Raw genomic sequence first — 14,439 nt, 5'->3', positions numbered from 1 at the left:
AGGAATCCATGCGCTCAATCATACCAATTCGCTTTACGCTCGGTTGTGCGGCAACCTTATGCGTCGTGACAGCCCTAGCCGCCGACGGCTACGAGCCGGAACCCTATCACCCTCAGGTCAGATATTCCGCACCACCGGAAACAGAGAATTCAAGCACTGCCGAACCTGAAAGCGCGAATTCAACCGTCTCCGCTTTGCCGGCTCAAACGCCGGCCGAGCCACAGGCAGGAGCCGCGCTTCCCGCCGCCGCGCAAGCCGCCCAGCGCCTGCCGCCCGAAACGCAAGCCGACAGTCGCGAAGTTCAACCACAAAACCAATCCGCAAGCAGCCCGCTCTCGCTTGAATGGCTGATAGCCGGCTTGGCAGGCATAGGTCTGGCGCTATGGGCAACGGCCCGCCGACGCAACGGTTCCGCTCGATTGCCGGAAGCGGCCGCCGATGACCAGGTTACCGGAGTGGAACACTATCTGCGGCGACTCGCCGCGCCGCAAACCGGCGTCAGCAAATATTTGGAAAAATTGGCGGCCGCGCAACCCGCGACCGGGGTCAGCAAATACATCACCCGGCATCGCAACGATTGAACGGTACCGCCTGGCTAGGCACGCATAAACGCCGCCGGATTGCCGGCGGCGTTTGCTTATCCCCGCCCAAAAAACATAGCTTGCAGCAGTTTTGTTACAGTCCGCCGCTTGTAGCTTCAAGCCTGACCGCTTTTAACGATGCCGTGTCGGCAAGCGATCAGGACCAATTCCGACAAGGTTTTAACGCCCAACTTTTCCTTGACGGCGGTACTGTGATTACCCACCGTTTTATAACTCAAACATAAGCTTTCCGCGGCTTCCCGGGTGCTCATGCCGGATGCCAACAAACAAAAAATATCGAATTCGCGCGGCGACAAGGATTTGATCCTGGCCGATTCGTCCAGGTCCACCGCCATGCTGACCGCCAATTGTTGAGCAATGGCCGGCTCCACGAAGGTACCGCCTTCCGCAATCAAACACACTGCGGTAACCAAGGTCTCGGGCGCATTATTTTTGGTGATGTAGCCTCTGGCACCGGCTTTAATCGCCCGGGTCACATAAACCAATTCATCGTGAATGCTGAACACCAATATCTTGCATTGGCTATGCCGGCTCAACAAACGCCGTATGCTCTCCATACCTCCCAAGCCGGGCATGGACAAGTCCATCACCACCACATTGGGATGGTGGCGCGAGTACAGTTGGCACGCGGTCTCGCCGCGATCGGCTTCGTAAATGGCACCGATACGCTCGGAAAGCGACAAATAAGTCTTGTAACCGGCACGAACCACCGCGTGGTCGTCCACCAGCAACACGTCGATTTTACCGGTCAAACTTAACACTCCTCTATAACAAGGCCGGCGGTTACCGGCTTGTTAAAAATGGTGCCGAGTTTCGCCGCGTTTAACCATGGGAGCTTTTCCTTTTTACAATGTTATCCGCCCTTTTCGAAGCGGGATTTTTTCCGCCGCTGAATTCGCTTTTTTCCCACAGAATCCATGGATAGTTCCGTAACGGCCTGCGGCGGCCTTTCTTTACCATGTGCGCCAGCGTGGCGGACCGGTTATTTCTGTGATGCGGTTTGATCAACAAAGCTGATTTCTTTAAACGATCGGCCGGGCCGCCGCGCCTCTTAACGATAAGAACATCCTGGAGGAAACATGCAACAACTCGATTTGCGCACCGTAGGGAAAACGGCGGCGCTGGTGGCGGGCGGCATTTTGAGCGTGGCACAGCCCGCTTCGGCCAATAAAGAACTGGAGCAACTGTCCAAGCAGAATACCAACTGGGTCATGCAAACCAAGGACTACGGCTCCACCCATTTCAGCGAAATGATCGACATCAACGCCAACAACGTCAAAAACCTGAAGGTGGCGTGGTCGTTCTCGACCGGCGTATTGAACGGACACGAAGGCGGCCCGCTGGTAGTCGACGGCATCATGTACGTGCATACCCCGTATCCGAACAACGTGTTCGCGATCAGCCTGGAGGAGCCGGACAAGATTTTATGGCAGTTCAAGCCCAAGCAAAATCCGGCGGCCCGTGCGGTCGCCTGCTGCGACGTGGTCAACCGTGGTCTGGCCTATGCGCCGGCCGGCAAGGATTATCCGGCCACGATCTTTTTGAATCAGTTGGACGGCCATGTCGTGGCGCTAAACGCCAAGACCGGCGAGCTGCGCTGGAAAATGGAAAACTCCGACATCGCGATGGGCTCCACCTTGACCGTGGCGCCGTTCGTGGCCAAGGATAAAGTCATCGTCGGTTCCTCCGGCGCCGAGCTGGGCGTGCGCGGTTACGCCACCGCCTACAACATCAAGGACGGCAAGCAAGAGTGGCGGGTCTATGCCACGGGTCCCGACGAAGACATCAAATTATCGAAAGACTTTAACAGCCACAACCCGCATTACGGCCAGTTCGGTCTGGGTCTGAAAACCTGGGAAGGCGACGCCTGGAAGATAGGCGGCGGCACCAACTGGGGCTGGTACGCCTACGACAGCGACCTGGAGATGTTGTACTACGGTTCCGGCAACCCGGCGCCGTGGAACGAAACCATGCGTCCCGGCGACAACAAATGGACCATGACCATCTGGGGCCGCGACATCAACAGCGGCGAAGCCAAATTCGGCTACCAAAAAACCCCGCACGACGAGTGGGACTACGCCGGCGTCAACTACATGGGCTTGTCCGAGCAAGTGGTGGACGGCAAAAAACGCAAACTGCTGACTCATCCCGACCGCAACGGTCTGGTCTATACCCTGGACCGGGAAAACGGCGATCTGATCAACGCCTTCAAGATCGACGACACCGTCAACTGGGTTAAGAAAGTCGACCTGAAAACCGGTCTGCCGGTGCGCGATCCGGAATATTCGACTCACATGGACCACCAAGCTACCGGCATCTGCCCGTCGGCGATGGGTTACCACAACCAGGGCATCGAGTCTTACGACCCGAACAAGCAGCTGTTCTTCATGGGCGTCAACCACATCTGTATGGATTGGGAACCGTTCATGCTGCCTTACCGGGCCGGCCAATTCTTCGTCGGCGCGACTTTGAACATGTATCCGGGTCCTAAAGGCACCCTGGGGCAAGTCAAGGCCATGAACGCGGTGACCGGCAAAATGGAATGGGAAGTTCAGGAAAAATTCGCGGTTTGGGGCGGCACCATGGCCACCGCCGGCGATTTGGTGTTCTACGGCACTCTGGACGGCTACATCAAGGCCCGTCATTCCAAAACCGGCGAAGAGCTGTGGAAGTTCAAACTGCCTTCCGGCGTCATCGGTCACCCGATTACCTATAAACACAACAACAAACAATACGTTGCGATTTATTACGGTGTCGGCGGCTGGCCCGGCGTTGGCCTGGTATTCGACCTGGCCGACCCGACCGCGGGTCTGGGCGCGGTGGGTGCGTTCAAGGAATTGGCGCATTACACCCAAATGGGCGGCGGCGTGATGGTGTTCTCGCTGTAGATCGGACTCGTTCTCACGCTCCGCGTGGGAATGCACGCTGAACCGCTCTGCGGTTCGGGACGCGGGAGTGTCCCCGTGAGGGTTCCCACGCAAAAGCGTGGGAACCATACCCTAAGTTATCTAAAGCATACCCATGAAAGCATCAATACACCTATTAACCTCGCTGACCTTGGGCCTGGGTTTGGCATCCGCCCAAGCCGAACAACCGGTGTTGAAAGTCTGCACCGCCGAAAACGAAATGCCCTACTCCAATCAAGCCGGCGAAGGTTTCGAAAACAAGCTGGCGCACTATGTCGCCGAACAATTGGGCCGCAAGCTGGCAACGGTAAGCTGGACCGATCCGCGCTATTACATAAGAGATTATCTGGATAAAGGTCTGTGCGACGTGGTGATGGGCGTCGACGCCGGCGATCCGCGCTTGCTGACCACGGCGCCGTACTACCGCTCCGGTTACGTGTTCATCAGCCGCGAACAAGACGGTTTGGATTTGCAGAACTGGGACAGTCCGGCGCTAAAGACCGCCAAACGCATCGCGTTTGCGCCCGGCACCCCGGCGGAAACCATGTTGCGGGCGATCGGCCGTTACAACGACATGTTCAACTACCAACAGGAACTGGTCGGCTTCAAGTCCAAACGCAACCAGTACGTCAAGTACGACAACGACAAACTGGTGAACGAAGTAGCCTCGGGCAAAGCCGAAATCGCCATTCTGTGGGGCCCGGCCGCCGCGCGCTATGTCAAAGCCTCGGCCACCCCGCTTACCATGACCCTGATTCCGGACGACGCGCACCGCGCCGACGGTCAGCAAGTGGGCTTTCAATACAGTACCGCCATCGGCGTGCGTAAAGGCGAAATCGCTTTACTGGAGCAATTGAATCATTTGATCCGCACACATCAGGACGACATCGAGGAGCTGCTGGCGGAAGAAGGCATCCCGCTGCTGGAACAACCCGAAGTCGCCCTATCCATGAACCCTTAGGAACTTTGTTTAAATGAAATCGAAAAACCTTTTGACCGGCGCTGTTCTGGGCTTGTCGTTGGCCGCTTTATCCACTGCCCAAGCCGACATTACCCTGCGCCACGCCTTGACCGGCGAAACCCTGGATTTGAGTTTCGCCAAGAAAGGCGGCAATACCGAGCAGTTCAAGCAGTTCATGCAAACCGGCAAAAACCCTTACAACGGTAACGCCGAAGCCGTCAAAAAAGGCGAAAGCCTGTACATGACCGGTTGCTCAGGCTGCCACGGCCACGAAGCCGAAGGCAAACTGGGGCCCGGTTTGGCCGACGACTACTGGACCTATCCGCGCAACGCCACCGATCAAGGCTTGTTCGAACTGCTGTTCGGCGGCGCCAACGGCATGATGGGTCCGCAATACGTCAACTTCAGCACCGACGACATGCTGCACATCATGGCCTTTATCCGCCACATCTATAAGGGCGACCCGAAGAAGGCCGATTGGTTGAAGTGACGCCGCGTGTTTGACTTGTTCCCACGCGCTGCGTGGGAACACCGTTTTACCGCGTTGCGGTGACTATTTTGCCGCAGCGCGGCTAAGCCCTGAATTCCCACGCGGCGCGTGGGAACTAGGACGCTAGGAAACTCATATCCAACAATTCATCAGGAGATCAGCATGAACAAACTAATAATGTTAGGCACAGTATTACTGGCTTTAGGGCTATCCGGCGCCGCCAACGCCTACGACGGCACCAAATGCAAGGAAGCCGGCAATTGCTGGGAACCTAAACCCGGTTATCCGGCGCAAGTAGCCGGCAGCAAATACGATCCTAAACACGATCCGAACGAGTTGAACAAGCAATCGCAATCGATCAAGGAAATGGAAGCGCGCAACGCCAAACGGACGGACGTGCTGAACAAAACCGGCAAATTCGTTTACGACGTCGAGGGTTAACCCGGCGCCCCCAAGTTCCTTCCCCAATCAGGCCCGCTAAGGATGCGAGCCAGGCTACGGCTGAATTTAAAAGTCGCAGCCGCAAGTCCCCGGCGCGGACGCCGGGGCGGTTTCGCCCCCGAAACTTAAGATTGAAACTCACTCTCCGGGCTCCGCCCGGAGTCTTTTTTCCGGCAAACAGCCATCAGTCCAGCGACAGCCATGAGCACGGACACCGAACTACAACAATGGCGCGACCAAGCATTGCGCCTGGAACAACAACTCAACCGCACCGTGATCGGCCAACAAGCGCCGGTACGCCAGCTGATCATCGCCGTGTTCGCCCGCGGCCACGTGATGCTGGAAGGTCAGGTCGGGGTCGGTAAAACCACGTTGTTGCGCGCCGTCGCCCAAGGCTTGGGCGGATACTATCAACGCATCGAAGGCACCATCGATCTGATGCCGGCCGACCTGATTTACTACACCTACCTGAACGGCGAAGGCCGGCCTTGCGTCGATCCCGGCCCACTGTTGAAACAAGGCGAACAGCTGGCGATATTTTTCTTCAACGAAATCAACCGGGCCCGCCCGCAAGTGCATTCCCTGCTGCTAAGGGTGATGGCCGAACGCAGCGTCGGTGCCTTCAATCGCGAATACCGCATGCCGCACGTGCAAGTATTCGCCGACCGCAACCGCGTCGAGCGCGAGGAAACTTTCGAGCTGCCGGCCGCCGCCCGCGACCGCTTCATGATGGAGATCGGCATAGACGCGCCTTGTGAAGACGCGGTAATGGACGCCTTGATCTTCGATCCCAAATTCCACGACGTCGACGCCTTGGTTGCCGGCGTCGAATCCACCGGCGTGCCTTATTACCAATTGAACGACATCGGCGCCGCGATTCAACAAGCCGTCAAAAGCAGCCCCACCCTGCACCGTTATGCGCTGGATTTGTGGAAGGCCTGCAGCCGGCCCGGCGATTTCGGCATCCGCTTGAGCGACGTCGAGATGAATCAATTCATCCAAGCAGGCGCCAGCCCGCGCGGTATGAGCTATTTCCTACGCGCCGCCAAAGTGCGCGCCTGGTTACAAGGCCGCGATATGCTGTTGCCGGAAGACATGCAGGCGGTTTTTCAAGTGACGATGGGGCATAGGATATTTTTAAATCCGGTTTACGGGTATAGGAAGGAGGAGTTGATGCCGGAGTTAGTGAAGGGGATTTTGGGGAATATTGCCGCGCCATGATAACGCTGACGGATTGTTAGATTGTGTAGCCCGGAATAAACCGATAGGCGTTTCCGGGAGAAAGCTTTTATGGATTGTTGGCTTGCGATTTGGTGTCGCTGCGCGACGGCTTGGTTTTGCAGTCGGGTCTCGGCCCGACACGAGGTACTTTCTTTTGCTTGCCCAAAAGAAAGTACCCAAAGAAAGCGGCATCGGGGCCGCCTTGCTTTTGGATACTGTTCTTCGGCGGAGCAAAGAAAAGTATCGCGCCCGCCGGTGCGCGAACCGGCATTAAAAACCGTCGCGATAGCGACACATAATAAAAACCTATGAACCTCAAAGAACTAACCAAACAAATCATCCCGAAATCCGGCCTAAACCACTACGCCGAAACCTACCTTACCTGGGCCGGCGTAGGCCTGATCGGCACTTTGGTCGCACAAAGCTTGGACAGTCAGGCCGACGTGGCCTACGCGGCCTATTACACCAGCGCGGTCAACGACGCCGTGGGTTACCACTTCTGGATCTTGCTGGCGGTGATCGGCCTATTGCTGTTCGGCATCATTCTGCCGCTGCTGTATCTCGCCCGCCATTGGCCGCAAGCAACTTTGCTGTCCGATCCGCTACGCCGCCTGTGCTATACGTTTTTTTTGGTCGCCTTCGACGAGGGCGGTTTGATGATAGGAATTTTGCTCGCCAATTTCCTGCACACCAGCGAACGCTCGACGCTGCTGGCGGAAAAGTCGTTCTTGTTCAGCGACGTGGGCGTACCGGCCATCTTGGCCCTCGCCTGCGCCAATTCGCTGTTGTGGCTGTTAGGCGAATCGATCTACCACCGGCAGGACAACAGTTGTTCGGGTCTGGTTAAGTTGGTTATGGACTTGCCGATCAAATACTTGGCCCCGGGTTATCTGTGCGGCGCCGGCGTTGCGTTGTATTTGATTTTGAATCAATAAGATTGTGACTAACGAAATCGCCGGTTTCCAATACCGCTTGACGCATGCGCTACCTGGTGTATTTCCGGGCGCCCATCCCGGACAAATGCTGGGCGCCGGCCAGTTATTCAAGCGCCATGAACCGCTGATAGCCAACCCAGACCCGCGCCGCATCGATCTGCGCGCCAGCCTGCTGGACCCGTTCGGCGGCTACCGGGTACGGGTTTACCAACAACCCAGCCAGTTGACGGTTTACGTCATTGCCGATTTGTCGGCTTCCATGGGCAACAAGCTGACGTTAGTCGGCGATTTCGTGGCGGCCGCGGCGCAATCCACTTACGAATACGGCGACCGTTTCGGCTTTATCGGTTGTGGCCCATCAGCGACGCCGGATTGGCTGGTACCTGCCTGCAATCTGCCGCACACCTTACGCAAATTAGCGGAACAGTTACGTCGCTATCGAGTTGGCGGCGACGCCCGGAGCTTGCGCAGCGTCGCGCCTTTGCTGCCCAAGCGGCGCAGCCTGATTTTTTTGCTGTCGGACTTTCATTTTTCGTTGACCGAACTAAACGCTTTGATACCACCGCTAGCCGGGCACGCACTGGTACCCGTAGTGTGTTGGGATCCAAGCGAATACGCCACCCTGCCGAACTGGGGCTTGGCTCGTCTGAAAGACGCGGAAACCGGCCGCGACCGCAGCGTGTTTTTGCGTCCCGAATTGAAACAACGCATCGAACAGGCTTACCAACGGCGCCGCGTGGCGCTGGGCCGACGCTTGCGAGACTTCGGCCGCGAACCCTTGTTCCTGGAAGGCCGTTACCGGTCCGCCCCCATTAATCGCTATTTCCTGCAACACGCGTTATGACACTGTGCAACGCCATGACCAACCGGACCGGACTACTACAATGTCGTACCGTCGCGGCCTTGCTAGGGGCCGCTTTGCTGGCCGGCTGCTCGTCGTCCCTGCCACCGGCAATCGATGAATTCGCTTTTCAAACGCCACGTCCATACGGATATCTGATAGGCGACGTCATTCACCACCGCATCGAATTTCAAACCCGCAAAGACACCACGCTGAACCCGGCCAGCGTGCCTGCGCCCGGCGATTTGAACCGTTGGCTGCATCTCAGCCGGGCCACTATCGCGCACCAAGAGGACACGGGCCATACCGTGATCGATTTGACTTATCAAGTGTTCTACGCCGCCAACGAAGTAAAAATGCTGAATATTCCGGGATTTCAATTGCAATTCAATCAAGCCGGTAAAACGCTGGAACACAGCGTGCCGGCTTGGCCGTTCAGCTTGGCGCCGTTACAGGAACTGGCGGTACGTAAAGACGCCGACGGCCTGCCTTATCGCCGCCCGAATGCCGCAGCCGAACCATTGTCCGCGGCCGGCCCGCTAAAGCTGCTCTCCGCCAGCCTAACCGGCGCATTCGCACTCGCCGCCTATCTGGCTTACCGATATGGGATATTTCCGGTCTGGCCTAAACGGCGAATCTTCAAACGCTTGCAACGTGAATTGGCCAAGGTGCCTATCGCCGATCCGCAACGCGGTCTGGCGTTGCTACACCGCGCCTTTAACAGCTTGTACGGCAAGCCGCTATTCGCCCACGGTTTGGAGGGGTTTTACCAGGCACAACCGGCGTACCGCCGTGCGGCGCCATCCATCGTTTGGTTCTTCGAATTGTCCGACCGGGTATTGTTCGGCGGCCAAAGCCAAGTCAGCGCGGAGGACTGGCGCAAATTGCAGGAACTCGGCCGCCTATGCCGACAAATCGAATGCGGGCGACTATGAACGCGCCGGCATTCGACACCCCATGGATTTTAGCCGGACTGCTGCTCAGTCTGATCCCCCTGCTACGCAGCGGCATGCAAGCGAACGTCTACCCGTGGCTGGATATATTGCCGCCCGATCCCTGGTCGCAAGCCTTGACGCTACTGATACGGCTATTGGGAGCTGCGGCGCTGGCGGCATTGATCCTGGGGCTGGCAGGCATGCACCTCGAACAGCAACGGGTGGAACGCATAGGCCACGGTGCGCATATCGTGTTGTTGCTGGACCGCAGCAACAGCATGGACAACAGCTTCGCCGGCGGCGCTCCGAGCGGCGGCGAGGAATCCAAAGCCGCCGCCGCGCGTCGCCTGTTGAGCGAATTCGTAGCGCGGCGCGAGCAAGACTTGATCGGACTGGCCGAATACAGCACCTCTCCCTTATTCGTCATGCCGTTGACCGAAAACCGCGCGGCGATACGCGCGGCGATAGCCGCCAGTTCCGGCCCGGCCCTGGCTTATACCAACATCGGCAAGGGCTTGGCCTTGGCGCTCGGCTATTTTCGCCAACAACCGGTCAGCGGCGCCCGCATCGTGTTGTTGGTATCGGACGGAGCGGCGGTGATTGCGCCGGAGACCGAAGCCGCTTTGCGCGTGCAATTCCAGCAACAGCAAGTAGGTTTGTATTGGTTGTTTTTGCGCACCGCCAACAGTCCCGGCCTGTTCTCGGAACCGGAAGACCCGCGCGACGACAACGCCCAAGCCATGCCGGAGCGTTACCTGCACCGCTTTTTCAGCAGTCTGAACATTCCCTATCAAGCTTACGAAGCGGAAGATCCCGGCGCCATGCAACGCGCCATCGCCGACATCGACCGGCTGGAACGCTTACCGCTGCATTATCAGGACACCGTCCCCAGACGCGATTTGACCGGCCTGTGTTACGCCTGGGCGGCAGGGTTGATCGGCTTGTTGTTAGGCATCAAATTACTGGAGGTAAGAACGGCATGAGAAGCATACGGCATACCTTGCTGTGGGCGGCTTTAGCGGCTTGCTTGTTTCTGGCGGCCGTCCAAGCCGCAAACCTTTACCGCATCCGAGCCGTCAATCAAGCCATTGCCGATTGGACGGCCGCCGGTACCGGGCAAAGCGCCGAAACGCCGGACACCGAACCGGACCGCTACGCCGCCGTCGAACTGCAACTGGCTTATGCGAATTATTTGTACGGCAAGCGCCGTTACGACCAAACCTTGGCGGTGTTGAGCCGCATCGTCGACCTCGGCGCGGAGGTAGGAAACGGCAACCGTCTGCAAGCGCGCATCCGTTATAACTTGGGCAATCTCTACCTTTCGCAGGCACTGGCCGAAATCGAGACCGGCCGCCTCAATCAAGCCGTACCGCTGTTAACGTTGGCCAAGCAGGCATACCGGCAAGCATTGACAGCGGACGACGGCTTCTGGGACGCGAAATTCAACTTGGAAACGGCGATGCGGCTATTGCCGGAATTAGATCGAATCAGTCCCGCAACGGACGACGATGCTGCCCGCCCTTCCGAATTGTGGACCAGTCTGCCGGGCTTTCCGCGCGGCTTGCCCTGAAAATCCAAGCTCTATCTTTGCCCACTGTTTCGCACTATCAGGCCCGCCATCCGCATGCTCAAGCTGCTATTCGATTATCGTTTCACTACGCTGCTGTTGGCGCTGCTGGCAATGGCGACGCTGTTCGCCTTTCCGACCCGGCAACAAGAAGGGCCGATTTACCGCCTGACCTTCGTGATCGACATTACCCGCAGCATGAATGCGGAGGATTACTCACTGGCCGGCCAGCCGGTCAGCCGTCTGGCCTTCGTCAAACACCGTTTGAGCGAATTGATACTCCGCTTGCCGTGCGGTTCGGAAATCGGTTTGGGCGTGTTTACTGAGCGGCGTTCCACCCTGTTGTTTGAACCGGTCGAAGTCTGCTCGGCTTATTCGGAACTCGAGCAAAGCATCAAGGCCTTGGATTGGCGCATGGCTTGGGCGGCCGACAGCCGTATCGCCGGCGGCTTGTCGAGCGCACTGCAATTGATGCAGGGGAAAAACGCCAAACTGGTATTCGTCAGCGACGGGCAGGAGGCTCCGCCTGTCAACTCGCGCTATCGCAGCGATTTTTCCCCACTTAAAGGCAAAGTCACCGGCTTGATTCTAGGTAGCGGCGGGTTACAGGCCGTACCCATCCCTAAATTCGACGAAACCGGCCGGCGCATAGGCCATTACGGTCCGGACGAGGTACCGCACCGTTCCAGTTTCGGTATCTCCGACCTCAACCCGGAACAAATAGAAGGTTACGACGCTAGAAACGCACCGTTCGGCAAACACGCCGCCAGCGGTAGCGAACATCTCAGCGCGCTGCAAGAAGCGTATTTACAGCAATTGGCCGGCGAAACCGGGCTAAGCTATCGGCGTCTATCGTCCGACAGCGATTTGTTGCAACTCGTCGAGTCCGCCGACTTAGCGATTGACACGTCTCAGGCTCGCGACATCCGTCCATGGTACGCGCTGACCGCGCTCATCATGTTGTTAATAGCTGTGGCTTGAAAGCGAGCTGGCTAGTTTATTCTCTAAGCATAGAGGCTTATCCAAACCGGTAAGTATAAGTAAAAAACACGCTTTATCCCCAAAAAATCAACAACATTACTAACGTTGATTATATTCTGCAAGCAAGTTATCCTTTAATCGAGAGCCGAGCGTTTTCTTAAGCTGCAACACCTGTATGTTCTCCAGCAACAGATAAAGATTTGGTATTTAGCGCTGCATCCGGCTATGCCAACTTACAGGTTGAAATTAGCCTGATAGAATTCGGCGTTTATTTCGTACGCCTAACCGGCGTACGGCTTTTATCAGTATGACTTGAGCTTGGTCCGGGCCGATGAAGCATTCGCCTATCGCAGAAAGAAATCCGGTGTTGTTGGTCGTCGACGACGAACCCTTCAACCAATTTGCCATATCCGAATTTTTGGAAGGCAGCGGTTGTCTGTTGGAATCCGCACAAAGTGCGGAAGAAGCATGGGATACACTCGTCGATAATCCCGACAAATTCGACGCGGTTTTGCTGGACAGATTTATGCAGGGCATGGACGGCCTGGATTTACTCCGCCGCATCAAGCGCCACGACCGTTTGAAGCTATTACCGGTGATTCTGCAAACCTCCGCCTCGTCTGCCGAGCAAATAGCCGAAGGCCTGTACGAAGGGGCGTTTTACTATCTTGCCAAACCGTTCAAGCCGGAAGTAATCCGCGCAGTCGTTACCACCGCGGTACGCGACCGCTCCGAACGCCTGCATATGCGCGAATCGGAACAAAACTGGCATACCTTAACCCATCTGACTCAAGCGCAATTCAGTTTTCGCACCCCCCAAGAAGCCCGCCACATCGCCGATTGGCTGTCGCGCTTGTGCCCCTCCCGGCAACTGGCTCACTTAGGTTTGGTAGAACTGATGCTGAATGCGGTAGAACACGGCAATCTGGGACTTACTTACGACGAAAAGACGCATTTTCTCGCCCACTCGGCCTTGCCGGACGAAATCGAGCGCCGGCTTGATTTGCCGGAATATAAAGAAAAAGTAGCCAGCATCCATTTCAGCCGCGCCGATCGCTGTTTGCGCTTTACCATTCAAGACCAAGGTCAGGGCTTCGATTGGCAGCCGTTTTTAGAAATGAGCATGGAACGCATTATGGACAACCACGGCCGCGGCATCGCCATGGCCCGCAGTCTGGCGTTCAGCCGTTTGGACTATTTAGGCTGCGGCAACTGTGTAGCGGCGGAAATCAGCCTGGCCTCCGCCGAACCCTACCCCCCGGCATGACGGCAGCCGACCACAGCCGGGCGGATATTGACATTGAAACCGCCGCCGCAGCCGATATAGCGGAGTTATGCCGCTTGCTGGGACTCTTGTTCGCACAGGAAACGGAATTCGCCGCCGATGTTTCCCGCCAACAGCGGGGTTTGCAAACGATATTACAGCATCCGGAACTGGGGACCTTATTGGTGGCAAAACAACAAGGCCGTATCGTCGGCATGGTCAATTTATTGTTTACCGTGTCCACCGCCTTAGGGGCACGGGTTGCACTATTGGAAGACGTTGTGGTGTTACCGGAATTGCGCGGCTGCGGCGTAGGTTCGCGCCTGATCGAGGCGGCAATCGCCACGGCCCGGACAACGGGTTGCAAGCGCATCACCTTGTTAACCGACACCGACAACCAAACGGCACAAGCTTTTTATCGTAAACACGGTTTTGCCCCATCCTCGATGTTAGCGATGCGCTTGTTGCTCGACGACTAACTTCCCGCTCATTTATTGACGATTCTGCCGATACTTCTCGGATTATTGCGCTTGATATCCAGCAAATAGGCCGGAAACTCCAGTTGATAGCGCTGTTCCAAGCGCATAGCCCTATCCGCCAAGGTTTTATAAGTCGGTTTGGGGAAATCCCGGCCGAAAGCAAACGCTATGATATTGCCGCGGTTGCGCACCGGCAGAAACACCTGGCGCCAGTCGAACACCCGGCCCAAATTCCAACTGACTTGCTTGAACAAGTCCTGTTGAGTCCCCCAAAGATTGATAGCCAACATGCCGTGGCTTTTCAATAGCGTTCGACAATTGTCGAAGAATAGTTCGCTGCTGACTTCCGGTGCCATGCCGTCGTGGTCGTAGGCATCGATCATCACCAAATCGTATAACGAATCGTACGAGCGGCTTTGCTGCGATACATGTTGGGCGCCGCAACCGATTTTGATTTTCAAGCGCGGATCGAACGGCAAACCGAAATGGCTACGCGCCACCTTTAACACGCTACTACGAAACTCGACGACGAACAGGCGGCAATCGGCAAACTGACGCAACATGAATTTGGCGATGGTACCGCCGCCCAAACCTATCATTAGAACGTCGCGCGGCTGCTCCTGGAACAGCAGCAGCGCCATCATCGCTCTGGCATACAACGAGTGCAACCGATCCGGCGCGCTGATCAGCATACTGCTTTGCCGGGCCGAAGAACCGAAATGCAGCGCGCGTTCGCCGCTTTTTTCGACCACTTCGATCACGCCTTCTTCATCGAAGCTTTGGTGCACCACCAAGCCGTCGTATTTGTACATAGGG

At 56.8% G+C, this 14,439-nt stretch carries 16 protein-coding genes; 14 read left to right on the top strand and 2 right to left on the bottom strand.

Going from position 1 to position 14,439, the window contains the following annotated elements:
* Positions 1-8: 8 nt before the first annotated feature.
* Positions 9-581, top strand: coding sequence for a hypothetical protein (locus AB0A83_RS07540; RefSeq protein ID WP_367155910.1), 573 nt, complete (start codon positions 9-11; stop codon positions 579-581).
* 116 nt (positions 582-697) lie between these two features.
* Here AB0A83_RS07540 and AB0A83_RS07535 read toward each other — a convergent pair whose 3' ends face one another.
* The gene (locus tag AB0A83_RS07535) at positions 698-1,354 is read right to left on the bottom strand and encodes a response regulator transcription factor (protein WP_150047679.1); all 657 of its coding nucleotides are present in this window, start codon (positions 1,352-1,354) and stop codon (positions 698-700) included.
* A gap of 327 nt (positions 1,355-1,681) precedes the next feature.
* On the opposite strand from AB0A83_RS07535, the gene AB0A83_RS07530 reads away from it, so the two are divergent.
* The 13 genes from AB0A83_RS07530 to AB0A83_RS07470 all read left to right on the top strand — a co-directional run bounded on the left by AB0A83_RS07530 (position 1,682) and on the right by AB0A83_RS07470 (position 13,623).
* Complete coding sequence (locus AB0A83_RS07530) at positions 1,682-3,490, top strand: methanol/ethanol family PQQ-dependent dehydrogenase (protein WP_150047678.1); 1,809 nt, start codon at positions 1,682-1,684, stop codon at positions 3,488-3,490.
* 133 nt (positions 3,491-3,623) lie between these two features.
* The gene (moxJ, locus tag AB0A83_RS07525) at positions 3,624-4,469 is read left to right on the top strand and encodes a methanol oxidation system protein MoxJ (RefSeq protein WP_367155909.1); all 846 of its coding nucleotides are present in this window, start codon (positions 3,624-3,626) and stop codon (positions 4,467-4,469) included.
* Positions 4,470-4,482: 13 nt separating this feature from the next.
* Entirely contained in the window at positions 4,483-4,959 is a 477-nt protein-coding gene (gene moxG, locus AB0A83_RS07520) for a cytochrome c(L), periplasmic (protein WP_150047676.1), read from the top strand.
* A gap of 162 nt (positions 4,960-5,121) precedes the next feature.
* Positions 5,122-5,400: a methanol dehydrogenase [cytochrome c] subunit gene (locus tag AB0A83_RS07515; protein ID WP_150047675.1), complete on the top strand. Its 279-nt coding sequence runs from the start codon at positions 5,122-5,124 to the stop codon at positions 5,398-5,400.
* A gap of 201 nt (positions 5,401-5,601) precedes the next feature.
* Positions 5,602-6,621 carry an AAA family ATPase gene (locus AB0A83_RS07510; RefSeq protein WP_367155908.1) on the top strand — a complete coding sequence of 340 codons (1,020 nt, stop codon included), beginning with the start codon at positions 5,602-5,604 and terminating at the stop codon, positions 6,619-6,621.
* Positions 6,622-6,929: 308 nt separating this feature from the next.
* Positions 6,930-7,556, top strand: coding sequence for an MxaP protein (locus AB0A83_RS07505; protein ID WP_150047672.1), 627 nt, complete (start codon positions 6,930-6,932; stop codon positions 7,554-7,556).
* A gap of 4 nt (positions 7,557-7,560) precedes the next feature.
* A complete protein-coding gene (locus AB0A83_RS07500; RefSeq protein WP_232056809.1) occupies positions 7,561-8,400 on the top strand; it encodes a DUF58 domain-containing protein in 840 nt (279 codons plus the stop codon).
* Positions 8,397-9,332: a nonribosomal peptide synthetase MxaA gene (locus tag AB0A83_RS07495; protein WP_367155907.1), complete on the top strand. Its 936-nt coding sequence runs from the start codon at positions 8,397-8,399 to the stop codon at positions 9,330-9,332. The genes AB0A83_RS07500 and AB0A83_RS07495 overlap by 4 nt, the downstream gene beginning before the upstream one ends.
* Positions 9,329-10,315: a vWA domain-containing protein gene (locus AB0A83_RS07490; RefSeq protein ID WP_367155906.1), complete on the top strand. Its 987-nt coding sequence runs from the start codon at positions 9,329-9,331 to the stop codon at positions 10,313-10,315. The genes AB0A83_RS07495 and AB0A83_RS07490 overlap by 4 nt, the downstream gene beginning before the upstream one ends.
* Positions 10,312-10,902 carry an MxaK protein gene (locus AB0A83_RS07485; RefSeq protein WP_367155905.1) on the top strand — a complete coding sequence of 197 codons (591 nt, stop codon included), beginning with the start codon at positions 10,312-10,314 and terminating at the stop codon, positions 10,900-10,902. The genes AB0A83_RS07490 and AB0A83_RS07485 overlap by 4 nt, the downstream gene beginning before the upstream one ends.
* Positions 10,903-10,956: 54 nt before the next feature.
* The gene (locus AB0A83_RS07480) at positions 10,957-11,880 is read left to right on the top strand and encodes a vWA domain-containing protein (RefSeq protein WP_367155903.1); all 924 of its coding nucleotides are present in this window, start codon (positions 10,957-10,959) and stop codon (positions 11,878-11,880) included.
* 331 nt (positions 11,881-12,211) lie between these two features.
* Entirely contained in the window at positions 12,212-13,147 is a 936-nt protein-coding gene (locus AB0A83_RS07475; protein WP_367155902.1) for a response regulator, read from the top strand.
* Positions 13,144-13,623, top strand: coding sequence for a GNAT family N-acetyltransferase (locus tag AB0A83_RS07470; protein WP_367155901.1), 480 nt, complete (start codon positions 13,144-13,146; stop codon positions 13,621-13,623). The genes AB0A83_RS07475 and AB0A83_RS07470 overlap by 4 nt, the downstream gene beginning before the upstream one ends.
* 8 nt (positions 13,624-13,631) lie before the next feature.
* Here AB0A83_RS07470 and AB0A83_RS07465 read toward each other — a convergent pair whose 3' ends face one another.
* A complete protein-coding gene (locus tag AB0A83_RS07465) occupies positions 13,632-14,435 on the bottom strand; it encodes a spermine synthase (protein WP_367155900.1) in 804 nt (267 codons plus the stop codon).
* Positions 14,436-14,439 lie beyond the last annotated feature (4 nt).

It is taken from the genome of Methylomonas sp. HYX-M1 (genome assembly GCF_040741385.1).
Lineage (GTDB): Bacteria > Pseudomonadota > Gammaproteobacteria > Methylococcales > Methylomonadaceae > Methylomonas > Methylomonas rhizoryzae.
Note: the sequence above shows the minus strand (reverse complement) of the source record. Positions and strands in the feature narration are given on the sequence as shown.